Annotated in this window: 10 protein-coding genes, 20 tRNA genes, 2 rRNA genes and 2 riboswitches (1 of these 34 only partly in view); of the genes, 2 read left to right on the top strand and 30 right to left on the bottom strand. The window is 39.5% G+C overall.

The window, feature by feature from the left end; genetic code table 11:
- Positions 1 to 15: 15 nt before the first annotated feature.
- Genes thiO through tenA form a run of 6 tightly spaced genes read right to left on the bottom strand, consistent with a single transcriptional unit; the run spans position 16 to position 4,912 of the window.
- Positions 16 to 1,125, bottom strand: coding sequence for a glycine oxidase ThiO (gene thiO / locus ACW0JX_RS03945; RefSeq protein ID WP_377901435.1), 1,110 nt, complete (start codon positions 1,123 to 1,125; stop codon positions 16 to 18).
- Complete coding sequence (gene tenI, locus ACW0JX_RS03940) at positions 1,118 to 1,738, bottom strand: thiazole tautomerase TenI (protein WP_459245383.1); 621 nt, start codon at positions 1,736 to 1,738, stop codon at positions 1,118 to 1,120. The genes thiO and tenI overlap by 8 nt, the downstream gene beginning before the upstream one ends.
- Positions 1,739 to 1,748: 10 nt before the next feature.
- Complete coding sequence (locus tag ACW0JX_RS03935) at positions 1,749 to 2,750, bottom strand: ABC transporter substrate-binding protein (protein ID WP_000670422.1); 1,002 nt, start codon at positions 2,748 to 2,750, stop codon at positions 1,749 to 1,751.
- A complete protein-coding gene (locus ACW0JX_RS03930) occupies positions 2,747 to 3,499 on the bottom strand; it encodes an ABC transporter permease (RefSeq protein ID WP_001080857.1) in 753 nt (250 codons plus the stop codon). Before ACW0JX_RS03930 ends, ACW0JX_RS03935 begins: the two co-directional genes overlap by 4 nt.
- Positions 3,499 to 4,248: an ABC transporter ATP-binding protein gene (locus ACW0JX_RS03925; RefSeq protein WP_001256790.1), complete on the bottom strand. Its 750-nt coding sequence runs from the start codon at positions 4,246 to 4,248 to the stop codon at positions 3,499 to 3,501. The genes ACW0JX_RS03930 and ACW0JX_RS03925 overlap by 1 nt, the downstream gene beginning before the upstream one ends.
- Positions 4,217 to 4,912, bottom strand: coding sequence for a thiaminase II (gene tenA, locus ACW0JX_RS03920; RefSeq protein WP_000666826.1), 696 nt, complete (start codon positions 4,910 to 4,912; stop codon positions 4,217 to 4,219). The genes ACW0JX_RS03925 and tenA overlap by 32 nt, the downstream gene beginning before the upstream one ends.
- An 85-nt stretch (positions 4,913 to 4,997) precedes the next feature.
- Positions 4,998 to 5,101: riboswitch (TPP riboswitch) on the bottom strand.
- 60 nt (positions 5,102 to 5,161) lie between these two features.
- Positions 5,162 to 5,273: riboswitch (TPP riboswitch) on the bottom strand.
- A gap of 270 nt (positions 5,274 to 5,543) precedes the next feature.
- Between tenA and ACW0JX_RS03915 the strand changes: the two genes are divergently transcribed.
- Together ACW0JX_RS03915 and ACW0JX_RS03910 are read left to right on the top strand one after the other, a co-directional pair.
- On the top strand, positions 5,544 to 6,698 hold the full coding sequence (locus tag ACW0JX_RS03915; protein WP_459245382.1) for an SH3 domain-containing protein: 1,155 nt from the start codon (positions 5,544 to 5,546) through the stop codon (positions 6,696 to 6,698).
- Positions 6,699 to 6,703: 5 nt separating this feature from the next.
- Positions 6,704 to 7,048, top strand: coding sequence for a hypothetical protein (locus ACW0JX_RS03910; protein ID WP_097925152.1), 345 nt, complete (start codon positions 6,704 to 6,706; stop codon positions 7,046 to 7,048).
- 240 nt (positions 7,049 to 7,288) lie between these two features.
- Here ACW0JX_RS03910 and ACW0JX_RS03905 read toward each other — a convergent pair whose 3' ends face one another.
- The 24 genes from ACW0JX_RS03905 to ACW0JX_RS03790 form a co-directional block, all read right to left on the bottom strand.
- Positions 7,289 to 8,440: a DUF3965 domain-containing protein gene (locus ACW0JX_RS03905; RefSeq protein ID WP_000648915.1), complete on the bottom strand. Its 1,152-nt coding sequence runs from the start codon at positions 8,438 to 8,440 to the stop codon at positions 7,289 to 7,291.
- Between the two features lie 321 nt (positions 8,441 to 8,761).
- Positions 8,762 to 9,181 (bottom strand): CBS domain-containing protein, encoded by a 420-nt coding sequence (locus tag ACW0JX_RS03900; protein ID WP_000199012.1) that lies wholly within the window; start codon positions 9,179 to 9,181, stop codon positions 8,762 to 8,764.
- A gap of 129 nt (positions 9,182 to 9,310) precedes the next feature.
- Positions 9,311 to 9,382, bottom strand: a tRNA-Glu gene (locus ACW0JX_RS03895).
- A gap of 1 nt (position 9,383) precedes the next feature.
- Positions 9,384 to 9,458 (bottom strand) — tRNA-Asn (locus ACW0JX_RS03890).
- Positions 9,459 to 9,466: 8 nt separating this feature from the next.
- Positions 9,467 to 9,543: transfer RNA gene (locus ACW0JX_RS03885), tRNA-Ile, on the bottom strand.
- Between the two features lie 10 nt (positions 9,544 to 9,553).
- Positions 9,554 to 9,624 (bottom strand) — tRNA-Trp (locus tag ACW0JX_RS03880).
- 6 nt (positions 9,625 to 9,630) lie between these two features.
- A tRNA-Thr gene (locus ACW0JX_RS03875) sits at positions 9,631 to 9,703 on the bottom strand.
- A gap of 9 nt (positions 9,704 to 9,712) precedes the next feature.
- Positions 9,713 to 9,788, bottom strand: a tRNA-Phe gene (locus ACW0JX_RS03870).
- Positions 9,789 to 9,796: 8 nt separating this feature from the next.
- Positions 9,797 to 9,872 (bottom strand) — tRNA-Asp (locus ACW0JX_RS03865).
- Between the two features lie 3 nt (positions 9,873 to 9,875).
- A tRNA-Met gene (locus ACW0JX_RS03860) sits at positions 9,876 to 9,952 on the bottom strand.
- 19 nt (positions 9,953 to 9,971) lie between these two features.
- A tRNA-Ser gene (locus tag ACW0JX_RS03855) sits at positions 9,972 to 10,064 on the bottom strand.
- A gap of 54 nt (positions 10,065 to 10,118) precedes the next feature.
- Positions 10,119 to 10,211, bottom strand: a tRNA-Ser gene (locus tag ACW0JX_RS03850).
- A gap of 20 nt (positions 10,212 to 10,231) precedes the next feature.
- Positions 10,232 to 10,304, bottom strand: a tRNA-Ala gene (locus tag ACW0JX_RS03845).
- A 15-nt stretch (positions 10,305 to 10,319) separates the two neighbouring features.
- Positions 10,320 to 10,393 (bottom strand) — tRNA-Pro (locus ACW0JX_RS03840).
- A 10-nt stretch (positions 10,394 to 10,403) separates the two neighbouring features.
- Positions 10,404 to 10,477: transfer RNA gene (locus ACW0JX_RS03835), tRNA-Arg, on the bottom strand.
- 3 nt (positions 10,478 to 10,480) lie between these two features.
- A tRNA-Leu gene (locus ACW0JX_RS03830) sits at positions 10,481 to 10,569 on the bottom strand.
- A 16-nt stretch (positions 10,570 to 10,585) separates the two neighbouring features.
- Positions 10,586 to 10,660 (bottom strand) — tRNA-Gly (locus tag ACW0JX_RS03825).
- A 29-nt stretch (positions 10,661 to 10,689) separates the two neighbouring features.
- A tRNA-Leu gene (locus ACW0JX_RS03820) sits at positions 10,690 to 10,770 on the bottom strand.
- A 15-nt stretch (positions 10,771 to 10,785) separates the two neighbouring features.
- Positions 10,786 to 10,861 (bottom strand) — tRNA-Lys (locus ACW0JX_RS03815).
- A 4-nt stretch (positions 10,862 to 10,865) separates the two neighbouring features.
- Positions 10,866 to 10,940 (bottom strand) — tRNA-Gln (locus ACW0JX_RS03810).
- An 11-nt stretch (positions 10,941 to 10,951) separates the two neighbouring features.
- A tRNA-Tyr gene (locus tag ACW0JX_RS03805) sits at positions 10,952 to 11,035 on the bottom strand.
- Positions 11,036 to 11,043: 8 nt separating this feature from the next.
- A tRNA-Val gene (locus ACW0JX_RS03800) sits at positions 11,044 to 11,119 on the bottom strand.
- A gap of 5 nt (positions 11,120 to 11,124) precedes the next feature.
- Positions 11,125 to 11,240: ribosomal RNA gene (gene rrf, locus ACW0JX_RS03795) — 5S ribosomal RNA — on the bottom strand.
- A 101-nt stretch (positions 11,241 to 11,341) separates the two neighbouring features.
- Positions 11,342 to 12,915: ribosomal RNA gene (locus tag ACW0JX_RS03790) — 23S ribosomal RNA — on the bottom strand (it continues 1,348 nt past the right edge of the window).

Raw genomic sequence — 12,915 nt, 5'->3', positions numbered from 1 at the left:
ACTTCCATCCCCTTTCTAAACTCTTCTAGAAAGCAATGAATCTAGCAAATAATTCTCTTGCTTTCCTTCTATTAAATCAGCCATATATTGGCCAGAAATAGGACTTAATAAAATACCGTTTCGATAATGGCCCGTGCAAGCATATAAACCTTTTATTTCTTCATGCTCTCCCATATAAGGAGCTTCATGGTTCGATTGTGGTCTTAATCCTGCCCACGTGCTTTCCCATTCTGCTTCTTTTAAAGCTGGCAATATTGTATAAGCACGCTCTAATATAGAAGTTATACTTTCTAGCTGCACAGTTTTATTGAACGTATGGTGCTTCATTGTTGCCCCAATTACGTAACGTCCACCGCGCTTTGGAGTAATGTAAAATCTTTCTTGAAAAATAGGTGCTTTTAAAAGTTGTTTTCTACTTCTTACCGCAACCACTTCTCCTTTAACTGGATATGTCCCCCAATCGTGGTGAAAATAACTGAGTAACTTCGTGCTCCATGAACCTCCTGCAATAACGACTTTCTCACATGTGACAATACCTTCACTTGTAATAACTCCAGTCACTTTATTATTTTCAATACGAATATCAAACACTTCTGTCTGTTCATATATATCAGCACCTGACATTGCCGCAGAATGTGCGAATGCTTTCGTAAGCTCTGGTGCAATAACATGACCGTCTTTCGGATAATATACTGCTCCTATAATAGATTCGGATAGATACGGCTCTTTTTCCCGCACATGGTCTCCCGTTAGAAAATAGGAATCTTCACCTGTTTTTTGCTGCCAATCCATAATTTGAAGAATTCTTTCCTTCTCATCTTCATTTTGAGCAATACGATAAATTCCTTTTTCTTCATATCCAATATCAATACCCGTCTTTTCACGTAAAACTGCTGCAAGTTGTGGAAATATAGCTCGGCTTTCTCTAGCAAGTTCAAATAGCGGATCATACGCATCCCATTCTGCCTGAACACCAAGTAGACCAGCAGCTGCTTTTGAAGCTTCCGATGCAATTCTTTGCTTCTCTACAATCGCTACTTTATGTCCTCTTTCTGCTAGAAAATGTGCAACTGAACTACCAATTACACCACCACCAATAATCGCTACATCATACTTCTCACACATATTTTTCCGCCCACTTTCTTATTGATTCCTTATAAGATTTCGCTTTGCTATACGGGTCACTACTACTTACAATTCCGGACATAACTGCTATACCGCTTACACCGTTAGTAAGGACATCCACTGCGTTTTCTGGAGTAATTCCTCCAATTGCTGTAATCGGTATAGATAAACACCTTGCAATGTCAGAAATTTCTTCAAGCCCTCTCGCTGGCACACCTTTTTTACAATCTGTCGGAAATACATGACCATAAACGAGTGAATCCGCTCCATTTTTAAATGCTACTATCGCTTCATCTAGCGAATGCACAGAATAACCGACATGCAAATACGAAAACTTTTCTTTCACTGACTTTACATCTGTGCTTCGATACCCTAGTTGAACACGAGGAATATTTAATAAAATTGCAATATCAATTCGATCATTTATGACAATTTTAGAAGCCGGAAAGCCTTCCATTAAAAGACTTTCCACACCTTCATATAACTCCTTCGTACTCTTCTCACGCTCACGAATATGCAAATAATCAATCTCACTCTCAATTTGCATCGCTACATTCACTAACTCTTCGAATGGCATATGGCCATTTGAGATTACGTGGAGCTCATTTTTCATATTCATTCGCCTACTTTAAAATATTTTCGAATAGTTCATCGGCTGGAACGGTTTCTTTCGTCATTCCTTTGTCCTTCAGCCATTTATTTTGTTTCTCCCAAGATTCTTTTGAATCTGATAAAAATGGCTCATCTTTCGTTTCCATCTTCTCTAATAAAATTTTCATACTTTCCTTTTCAACTTCTGGCACAAGTGGGAAGTTTTCTTTTTCTTGATGATTTAATAAAATATTCAATGCTTCATCTGGGTTTTTCTTCATGAAATCATAGCCTTTTTTCGTACCACGTAAGAAAGCTTGCAACGCTTCTTTATCTTTTTTCAACGTTTTATCACCTGTTACAAACACAAGTTCATGATAGTTCGGTACTCCGTAATCAGCTGGATTAAAGTAAGCTGGTTCATGGCCTTCATGACGCATAACCGGTACTTCATGATTAATGTATGCCCCTGTTACCGCATCCACTTTTTTCGTAATTAAGGCTGGTACTAAATCAAATCCAACATCAACTACTTTCACTGTATCAGGATTACCACCAGCTTCTTTTACCATCGTTTTTAAATACATCTCACTTAAAGGTGTTCCAGAATATCCTACTGTTTTTCCTTCTAAATCTTTCGGTGATTGAATACCCGCTGATTTCAGCGATACGACATGATTTAATGGTGAACGTACGACAGCCCCAATTGATTTCACTGGAATTTGCTCATTTGCTCTTGCCATAACAACATCTGGCTGATAATACAAGCCAACTGTCACCTTCCCTGCTGCTGCCAATGTTAATGGATCAGTCGGATTAGAAGGGAATTTAATATTTACCTTTACACCTTCTTCTTTAAAGTATCCTTTTTCAATTGCTGCATAAATAAAGCTATGTACCGCATTTGGATACCAATCTAACATGACTGTTATTTCTTTCTCTTTTTTACTTTTTTCTGATGCTGAATTACTTGAACATCCTGTAATCATTGCAATTAATAATGTAAACACAAAGATGCGCTTTAAAAATTTCATGAATGCTTCCTCCAACTAATGAATTTCTTTTCTAATATGGAAATAAGTACGACGAAGAAAATAGCTAATAATGATAACAATACAATGGGTGCAAATACGCCAGCTCCATCTAACTGCGTCATCATTCTCTTACTGAAATATCCAAGTCCAGCTTGTGCACCGAGCCATTCTCCAATTGCTGCTCCGATAACACTAAGCGGAACTGCAATTTTTAAAGCTGAGAAAAAATAAGGAAGAGCAGACGGCAACTTTAATTTAAGAAAAATATCTCTTTTCGTTGCTCCATATGTAACTAAGAGCTCCTCCCATTCTTTTTTTGTACTACGCAGTCCATCATACGTATTGACCGCAATCGGGAAAAACGTAATTAAAACTGTGACAACAACCTTACTCCAAATTGTGTATCCAAACCATAAAACAAATAGCGGAGCAAGCGCAGTAATCGGAATCGTTTGTGAAGCAACTAATAATGGATAAAATGCTCTTTCCATCCATGTACTCGCATTCATTAACATCGCTAGCCCTACACCTAATACGATAGAAATAACAACACCTATTAAAACGACGTATAACGTTGCAGGTAAATGAACCGTAAATAATATGTCTTTTAGTTTCCATATCTTCATTACAATCGCAGACGGTGACGGTAAAATGTACATCTCATCTACAATTCTTGCTCCTATTTCCCACACAGCTAGTAAAATACTAGAAAGTGTAATAGCAGGAACTAATTCTTTCAATCGGTTCATCACACAAGTACCTGCCTTTGTAACATACTAAGAAGCTCATCTTTCAGCGCTAATACTTCCGGTTTATATAAATCTTTTCGTGTTCTGTTATGATCAAGTGGTACAATCCGCTCAGTCAAAGTCGTTATCGGCTGCTGTTCCACTACTAAAACTCGGTTCGAAAGAAATAACGCTTCTTCAACATCATGAGTAATGAATAAAATTGTTTTTTCCCACTCTTGCCATTGTTCAAACAGCCATTCTTGCAAAGAGGCCTTCGTTAAAGCATCTAACGCGCTAAACGGTTCATCTAATAACAATATCTCCCCGCCCGTTAACAAAGTTCGGATAAAAGATACGCGTTGCCTCATACCACCAGATAAATCTTTCGGATGTTTTGTCTCATATCCTTGTAAACCAAATTTATATAACAGTTCCTTTGCCTTTACTTGTGCTTCTTTCTTCTGTACACCTTGGCACTCTAGCGGCAGAGCAGCATTCTCAATAATTGTTCTCCACGGCAAAAGCATATCTTTTTGCGGCATATATCCTACAGGATGGTGCTTTGTTTCTGTCAGTTCTATCTTTCCAGTACTTACCTTCTCTAGGCCTGTAATAAGGCGAAATAAAGTACTTTTCCCACATCCACTCGGTCCGATAATACTGACAAACTCTTTCTCATGTATAGAAGCATTTAATTCATGGATGATTGGTTTCTCATCGTAATGAAAAGAAACATTATGAAACTGTAGTATGTTCTTGCTCCTCAAATCCCCACATCTCCTTACGATAGGACATATCCCAGAATAAATATTCAAATCGACTGGAATATAAGAAAATCTCCTCTAATCTATCTAGTTCTTTCTCAGACTTTCCAACTGCCATTTCATTTAATAAATCTATTAACCAAATACAAAGATTACCGTATTCTTCCGAACTATATCCTTGAATCCACTCACCAAAAAACTCATGATCTCTTGCTCCAGGAATATCATTTAAACGCTTTCCAATTTCCCAGTAGCTCCACATACATGGAAGAAGCGCTGCTATTAATTCTGCAAGTGTGCCATTTTGAGATACAGACATCATGTAATTTGTATAAGCTAAATTTTTAGCAGATGGCTTTGCAGACTCTATCTCCTCTATAGAAATTCCAAGTCTTTTTGCATATTGTTTATGGATTGTCATTTCGCCATTTAATATTCCATCAATTTGTTCAGCGAACTTTCCCATTACTTGTGGATTCGTTGCTTTTACAACACCAATCGCATATAATTTTGCATAATCTAGCAGATATAAATAATCTTGAATAATATAATACTGAAATTTATCTTTTTCTAACGTGCCATCTCCCATACCCACTACAAACGGATGATTATGACTCATCTCCCAAACCGGTTGCACAGTTTCTAATAATCTATCGCAAAATTTCATTTCTCTATCCCCTTTCAATATATGTATCTAAATAAAAAACCACTTCTATATATAAGAAGTGGTTACAGCAAATAAAATTATACATTTATTCGATGTTCCACTTCCCTTCGCTAGTATTACCTAGATCAGGTGTTATAAGGGTTAAGGATTATTCCTCTCTCAGCAAATCAAGCACCCCTAGTGGTTTCAATATGAAATTTTCAAATAAAAAAGCCCCGTTTCTATACGCAAAGAAACGGGGACTCATTGTTAGTGTCCGAATTGCTTCCCTACGCTAGCATAATCTAGATCAGGTAATAAAAAGGATCAAAGGCTTACGGCCTACTCTCAGCTGGCAACACCAGCTCTCCTAGCAAACTATAAAATTATCACTGTCAGTATAACACCCTAATAAGACATCATCAACTATTTTAATTTTCTTAATTATCAACAAAAAAATTAAAGTTATACAATACATACATTCTATTTTAGAAAATAAAACTCCAATTAATTGTTTAAAAAGGAATCATTATCCTCAAAAAATTTATTTTTATATTGATTTCATATTACATTTATGTGAATACACCCACTATATTATATCTTTATACTATAATAAAATTACAACTATACAACTAGAGGAGGTCTCTATTCCATGAATATGAAAGCTACTGCTTTAACAGCAACTACTGTAGCGATTGCTTCTTTACTTCCTTCTATGGGTGAAACAAATGTACAAAAAGCAAACGCTGAACAATTATCTAATGTTAAAACTGGGTATGTCAAAGTCGATCAAGTAGCATTACATACAGAAGATAACGTAAAGAGCACATCAATTGATACAATTCGCTTTAATACAAAAGTGAACATCCTTGAAACAACTAATGGTTGGTATAAAGTATCTGTTCATAATAAAGTAGGTTATGTACAAAAAGATGCTATTTTACTAAAAAACAAACTTCAATCTAATGATCAATACATCGTCAATGCTAATGCATTAAACGTTCGCTCTGAACCTAATTTAGAATCTTCCATTTTAGATGTATTACCAAATGGCAAGTTTATTACCGTTCAAGAAGATCAAGGCGAATGGTATAAAATATCACATAATGGCCAAACGGGTTACGTACAAAAAGCATTCATCTCTAATGGTTCACAACCCTTAGTAAAAGGAATCACCGTTCAAAATAATACAAAATATACTGTTGCAACACCTAATCTGAATGTACGTAGCAACACTAGTACAAGTAGCGCTCTACTCGGTTCATTACAAAACGGTACACAAGTACAAGTAGTAGAAACTGTAGGAACTTGGTATAAAATTCGTTTTGGCACAGGATACGGATATGTAGCAAAACACTATGTAGTACAAAATCAACCACAGGCTAAAACAGATCAGCCTTCATCTATTCCAGCTGCTTTCAAATTCCCTGCTCAAGGAAGAATTAGCTCAACCTTTGATATACGATGGGAACAAATGCATTATGGTATAGATATTACTGCTCCAGGGAACGTCTCTATCCAAGCTGCTGCTGCAGGTAAAGTTGTGAAATCTTATTATTCAGCTAGCTATGGCAATGTTGTGTTCATTGCGCATCAAATCAATGGGAAATTATATACAACTGTTTATGCTCATATGAAGGATCGCACTGTACAAACTGGTGATCAAGTACAAGCTGGACAATTAGTAGGTCATATGGGCAACACAGGTCATTCATACGGGCAACATCTTCATTTTGAATTACATAATGGAGAATGGAATTTTGAAAAAACAAATGCAGTAAATCCACTGCCATATTTAGTTAGGTAAATTGTATGCCACGCAATATACCTCTTATAATTGAATACGCAGCCTTTTTAGGTTTAATCTGTTGTTTAATCATTTACAATACAAACATTGTATTTTTATCTATTATTATTGCTTTTGTTGCATTAGAAATTATGATGGAATCATTTCAAGTGCAACTAAAACAAAAAATTGCCCATATTTATAACGCTATATTTCTTTTGAGTGCTCTCATAACAAATATAATTAGTAATGGCTTTTATTTATCTACTGTATTTCCAGTATTCTTTATGGCTGTTTTATTATTTGTAGCTAGATATATTAATGTCCCTTATAACCAAAAACAAAAACAAAAACAAGAACAAGAAGCTTAGAAAGAGGAGACACTGTGTACCAATCTTTCAAAGATGCTCCAATAAAATACATATTGCATTTGTATAAGAAAGCCAATACTTTTTTTGGTATACAAGGAAGTTATACTGCACAACTTCTCCTATATGGAATGTTGTTTCTTGTTTTAATCACTTTCTCCTTGTTTTACTAACAAAAAAGGATCTCACATAAACTGGAGATCCTTTTTAATTTATATTAATTTTTCATATCGAAAATATTGTTTATCCACAAGCATATTTTTCATAAATAAAGCTCAGATTATATTTTTTCTCTAAGCTCATTCGTTGTTCGTCATCGCACCAATAGAAAAGAATATCATGAATCGTTGCGTAACGCTTATTTTTAAGAAATAGCCTAAAGAATGATGGTAAACAATCATGTAATTGTATAAATATATAATTGCGTAGTGTTTCTTCTTTATATTCAATGCCCTTACAAATATACAGTAATTCTTCACAATAATATGCATGCTGTGGAACTTGTATCATCTCGAAAAATGGCACATAAGATAGTAGCTTTCCAATAAAATGACCGTATCGATCCATTACTCCTATCGTCATATGCTCCATCATTTCTTTCATTACATATAAATAATCATCTACATGTGTTGTCTTTAATGGGTCTAAGCGATCGGAAATTTGAGATAATACAGCTCTTTGACATGCTAAAACTGCCTGACTAGGTCCATAATATGATAGGAAATCTGTACACTTACGATATTTCCGTAATAAATCATGTGTATATAAATCATATACGAAAGTATTACAATACATTGCTAAACTCATCATATCACTATTTAATTGCTCTTTTGATAATGATTTCGCTCTCTTACACATATAAAAGAATGTAAATTCCAATACTTCTTTATGAGATAATAAATGTTTACAATCGGTTATACATTTCTCATTAAATTTAACTCTATCCCAAATTTCAATATCCCTATCTGTCAATTCACCTATACGATATTTAATAATTAAATAGTTTAAAGCAACTGATTGCGTCAAAAGATCCCATGTTTCATATTCCAATGAAGTATGAACAAACTCAGCTAATCCTTGTGCTATCATAAAAGCATTTGCCTCTTCATACCAACCAATCTCTTGGCATAAGCGAAGAATACGCACTAAAGTTGGAATTTCATCTTTATGAAACTGCGGTAAATTCTTTACTTTATTCATGCCATATACGATAAATGCCGCTAAATTTTCTTCTTTATAAAATTCTTTCTCTTTCCATACTAATATAGTTCGTTCTTTCCCCTCACCTTTTGGGTGACAAGGTACAAGCAAAGAAAATAATTCAGCGAAATTATTTGGTTCTATATATGTATCTGTAACCAAATTCCAATTTGGATCGCCCTGTACAGCCTTCATATAATTCCCCTTCCCTTTTCATCTATGTAGGAAATATTAATTTATTATCGTACCACTAAAAATTAATATTGTTATATTCAAAATCCCTCATAATACTTATATCTATCAGTATATCATCTTTTCTCTTATTAAAAATGAAGAATAACAAATTTAAAAAAACTGTGGAAATTATTAACCATATCCTTATTATATAATGTCTCAGATACATCACGCTAACATATTAGTTTAATCCATATATACTAGAATAATGCATCTGAACTTTATATATAATTTAGCTCTTTATAAGTGACCATTAAAATCTCGGTTAATTAAAGTTTCAATTTACTCTGTACGCTCTGAGATTTCGCTCAAGGCAAATCCAGCTTGATCATCTGCCGATTCCCTTATAGCTAAATCTCCTAGTGCTAACATGCCAATAAGCTGACCACTATCAACTACTGGTAACCGTCTAATTTGATACTGTGCCATTAGCTCTGTAGCTTTTTCAATAGAATCATTTGGAGAAACTGAGATAATATTTGTTGTCATTACATTTGTAATTTTATTAGATCCAGGATGTTTTTCAGCAATCCCTCGAACAACTAAATCTCGATCAGTAACAAGCCCAACAACCTGCTCATTTTCAACAACAGGAATTAACCCAACCGATTCTTCCTTCATTTTTACAGCTGCCTCATATACATTGTCTAGCGGTGTACAATGTACAATATGGGTACTCATTAAGTCTCTAACTCGTGTCATTATTTATTTCCTCCTTTTTATACATACCATAGCTTTTCCAAAATTCCTTTATTTATTTCTGGAAAGTAAAATGATAAAAAGGATCAACAAAATAAAAAAGAGCCAGCATAATGCTGACTCTTTTTTGTATGACCCGTACGGGATTCGAACCCGTGTTACCGCCGTGAAAGGGCGGTGTCTTAACCACTTGACCAACGGGCCATGGCTCCGCAGGTAGGACTCGAACCTACGACCGATCGGTTAACAGCCGATAGCTCTACCACTGAGCTACTGCGGAATAATATATGGTGGGCCTAAATGGACTCGAACCATCGACCTCACGCTTATCAGGCGTGCGCTCTAACCAGCTGAGCTATAGGCCCATATACTTTACAGGGGCAGTAGGAATCGAACCCACACTGGAGGTTTTGGAGACCTCAGTTCTACCTTTAAACTATGCCCCTAAATGATGCCGGCTAGAGGACTTGAACCCCCAACCTACTGATTACAAGTCAGTTGCTCTACCAATTGAGCTAAGCCGGCATAAAAAAATGGTGGCTCGGGACGGAATCGAACCGCCGACACGAGGATTTTCAGTCCTCTGCTCTACCGACTGAGCTACCGAGCCAACATAAATGGCGGTCCCGACCGGGGTCGAACCGGCGATCTCCTGCGTGACAGGCAGGCATGTTAACCACTACACCACGGGACCATTTGGTTGCGGGGACAGGATTTGAACCTGCGACCTTCGGGTTATGAGCCCGACGAGCTACCGTGCTGCTCCACCCCGCGACAATATTAAATTAAAAAATGGAGGAGGTAGAGGGATTCGAACCCCCGCGCGACTCTCGCCGCCTGTCGGTTTTCAAGACCGATCCCTTCAGCCGAACTTGGGTATACCTCCATGAAGGAAAAAAATAAATATTTTATTATTATATGTCTAAACCATTTTTAAAAATGGAGGAGGTAGAGGGATTCGAACCCCCGCGCGATTCTCACCGCCTGTCGGTTTTCAAGACCGATCCCTTCAGCCGAACTTGGGTATACCTCCGAGACATATATTAAATAAAGTGGAGCCTAGCGGGATCGAACCGCTGACCTCCTGCGTGCAAGGCAGGCGCTCTCCCAGCTGAGCTAAGGCCCCATGTTTTTTTGAATATCGGGAAGACAGGATTTGAACCTGCGACCCCCTGGTCCCAAACCAGGTGCTCTACCAAGCTGAGCCACTTCCCGTTAATAAAAGCGCGCCCGAGAGGAGTCGAACCCCTAACCTCTTGATCCGTAGTCAAACGCTCTATCCAATTGAGCTACGGGCGCATATGGTGCCGAGGGCGGGGGTCGAACCCGCACGGTGGTCACCCACCGCAGGATTTTAAGTCCTGTGCGTCTGCCTGTTCCGCCACCCCGGCATGTCATATTGAAAATTGGAGCGGAAGACGGGATTCGAACCCGCGACCCCAACCTTGGCAAGGTTGTATTCTACCACTGAACTACTTCCGCAAGACATGTATGAGTTATTTTATTAAAAGTGCGGGTGAAGGGAGTCGAACCCCCACGCCAAAGGCGCTAGATCCTAAGTCTAGTGCGTCTGCCAATTCCGCCACACCCGCATGTTTTATTAAAAATGGTGAGCCATGAAGGATTCGAACCTTCGACCCTCTGATTAAAAGTCAGATGCTCTACCAACTGAGCTAATGGCTCTTAATGGCTGGGCTAGCTGGATTCGAACCAGCGCATGACGGAGTCAAAGTCCGTTGCCTTACCGCTTGGCTATAGCCCATTAATTAAGAATGGTGGAGGGGGGCAGATTCGAACTGCCGAACCCGAAGGAGCGGATTTACAGTCCGCCGCGTTTAGCCACTTCGCTACCCCTCCGACATATATGGTGGAGGATGACGGGATCGAACCGCCGACCCCCTGCTTGTAAGGCAGGTGCTCTCCCAGCTGAGCTAATCCTCCATTTTGCCTGGCAACGTCCTACTCTCACAGGGACAAGGTCCCAACTACCATCGGCGCTAGAGAGCTTAACTTCCGTGTTCGGTATGGGAACGGGTGTGACCTCTCTGCCATCATTACCAGACTGTATTCATTTAAGACAAGAATCATTTTAACTCATTTGCTTTTAAAAGTCAACAAGTTTTTTATATTCTTTCAAAACTAGATAACATTGCTTCATATTATATGGTTAAGTCCTCGATCTATTAGTATTCGTCAGCTCCACATGTCACCATGCTTCCACCTCGAACCTATCAACCTGATCATCTTTCAGGGATCTTACTAGCTTACGCTATGGGAAATCTCATCTTGAGGGGGGCTTCATGCTTAGATGCTTTCAGCACTTATCCCTTCCGCACATAGCTACCCAGCTATGCCCTTGGCAGAACAACTGGTACACCAGCGGTGCGTCCATCCCGGTCCTCTCGTACTAAGGACAGCTCCTCTCAAATTTCCTACGCCCACGACGGATAGGGACCGAACTGTCTCACGACGTTCTGAACCCAGCTCGCGTACCGCTTTAATGGGCGAACAGCCCAACCCTTGGGACCGACTACAGCCCCAGGATGCGATGAGCCGACATCGAGGTGCCAAACCTCCCCGTCGATGTGGACTCTTGGGGGAGATAAGCCTGTTATCCCCGGGGTAGCTTTTATCCGTTGAGCGATGGCCCTTCCATGCGGAACCACCGGATCACTAAGCCCGACTTTCGTCCCTGCTCGACTTGTAGGTCTCGCAGTCAAGCTCCCTTATGCCTTTGCACTCTACGAATGATTTCCAACCATTCTGAGGGAACCTTTGGGCGCCTCCGTTACACTTTAGGAGGCGACCGCCCCAGTCAAACTGCCCACCTGACACTGTCTCCCGGGTCGATAAGACCCGTAGGTTAGAATTTCAATACAGTCAGGGCGGTATCCCACCAGCGCCTCCACCGAAGCTAGCGCTCCGGTTTCAATGGCTCCCGCCTATCCTGTACAAACTGTACCAAAATTCAATATCAGGCTACAGTAAAGCTCCACGGGGTCTTTCCGTCCTGTCGCGGGTAACCTGCATCTTCACAGGTACTATAATTTCACCGAGTCTCTGGTTGAGACAGTGCCCAAATCGTTACACCTTTCGTGCGGGTCGGAACTTACCCGACAAGGAATTTCGCTACCTTAGGACCGTTATAGTTACGGCCGCCGTTTACTGGGGCTTCAGTTCAGAGCTTCGCTTACGCTAACCCCTCTCCTTAACCTTCCAGCACCGGGCAGGTGTCACCCCCTATACTTCGCCTTACGGCTTCGCAGAGAGCTGTGTTTTTGCTAAACAGTCGCTTGGGCCTATTCACTGCGGCTTTCCGTTAAGAAAGCACCCCTTCTCCCGAAGTTACGGGGTCATTTTGCCGAGTTCCTTAACCAGAGTTCTCTCGCACACCTTAGGATTCTCTCCTCGCCTACCTGTGTCGGTTTGCGGTACAGGCACCTTTTATCTCGCTAGAAGCTTTTCTTGGCAGCGGGGAATCAAAGACTTCGCTCCATAAGGAGCTTCCCCATCACAGCTCAGCCTTCACGATAAGCGGATTTGCCTACTTATCAGCCTAACTGCTTGGACGTGCACAACCAATCGCACGCTTCTTCTATCCTTCTGCGTCCCTCCATTGCTCAAACGATAAAGAGGTGGTACAGGAATATCAACCTGTTGTCCATCGCCTACGCCTGTCGGCCTCGGCTTAGGTCCTGACTAACCCTGAGCGGACGAGCCTTCCTCAGGAAACCTTA

The sequence above is a fragment of the Bacillus sp. C-3-6 genome (genome assembly GCF_054509685.1).
Note: the sequence above shows the minus strand (reverse complement) of the source record. Positions and strands in the feature narration are given on the sequence as shown.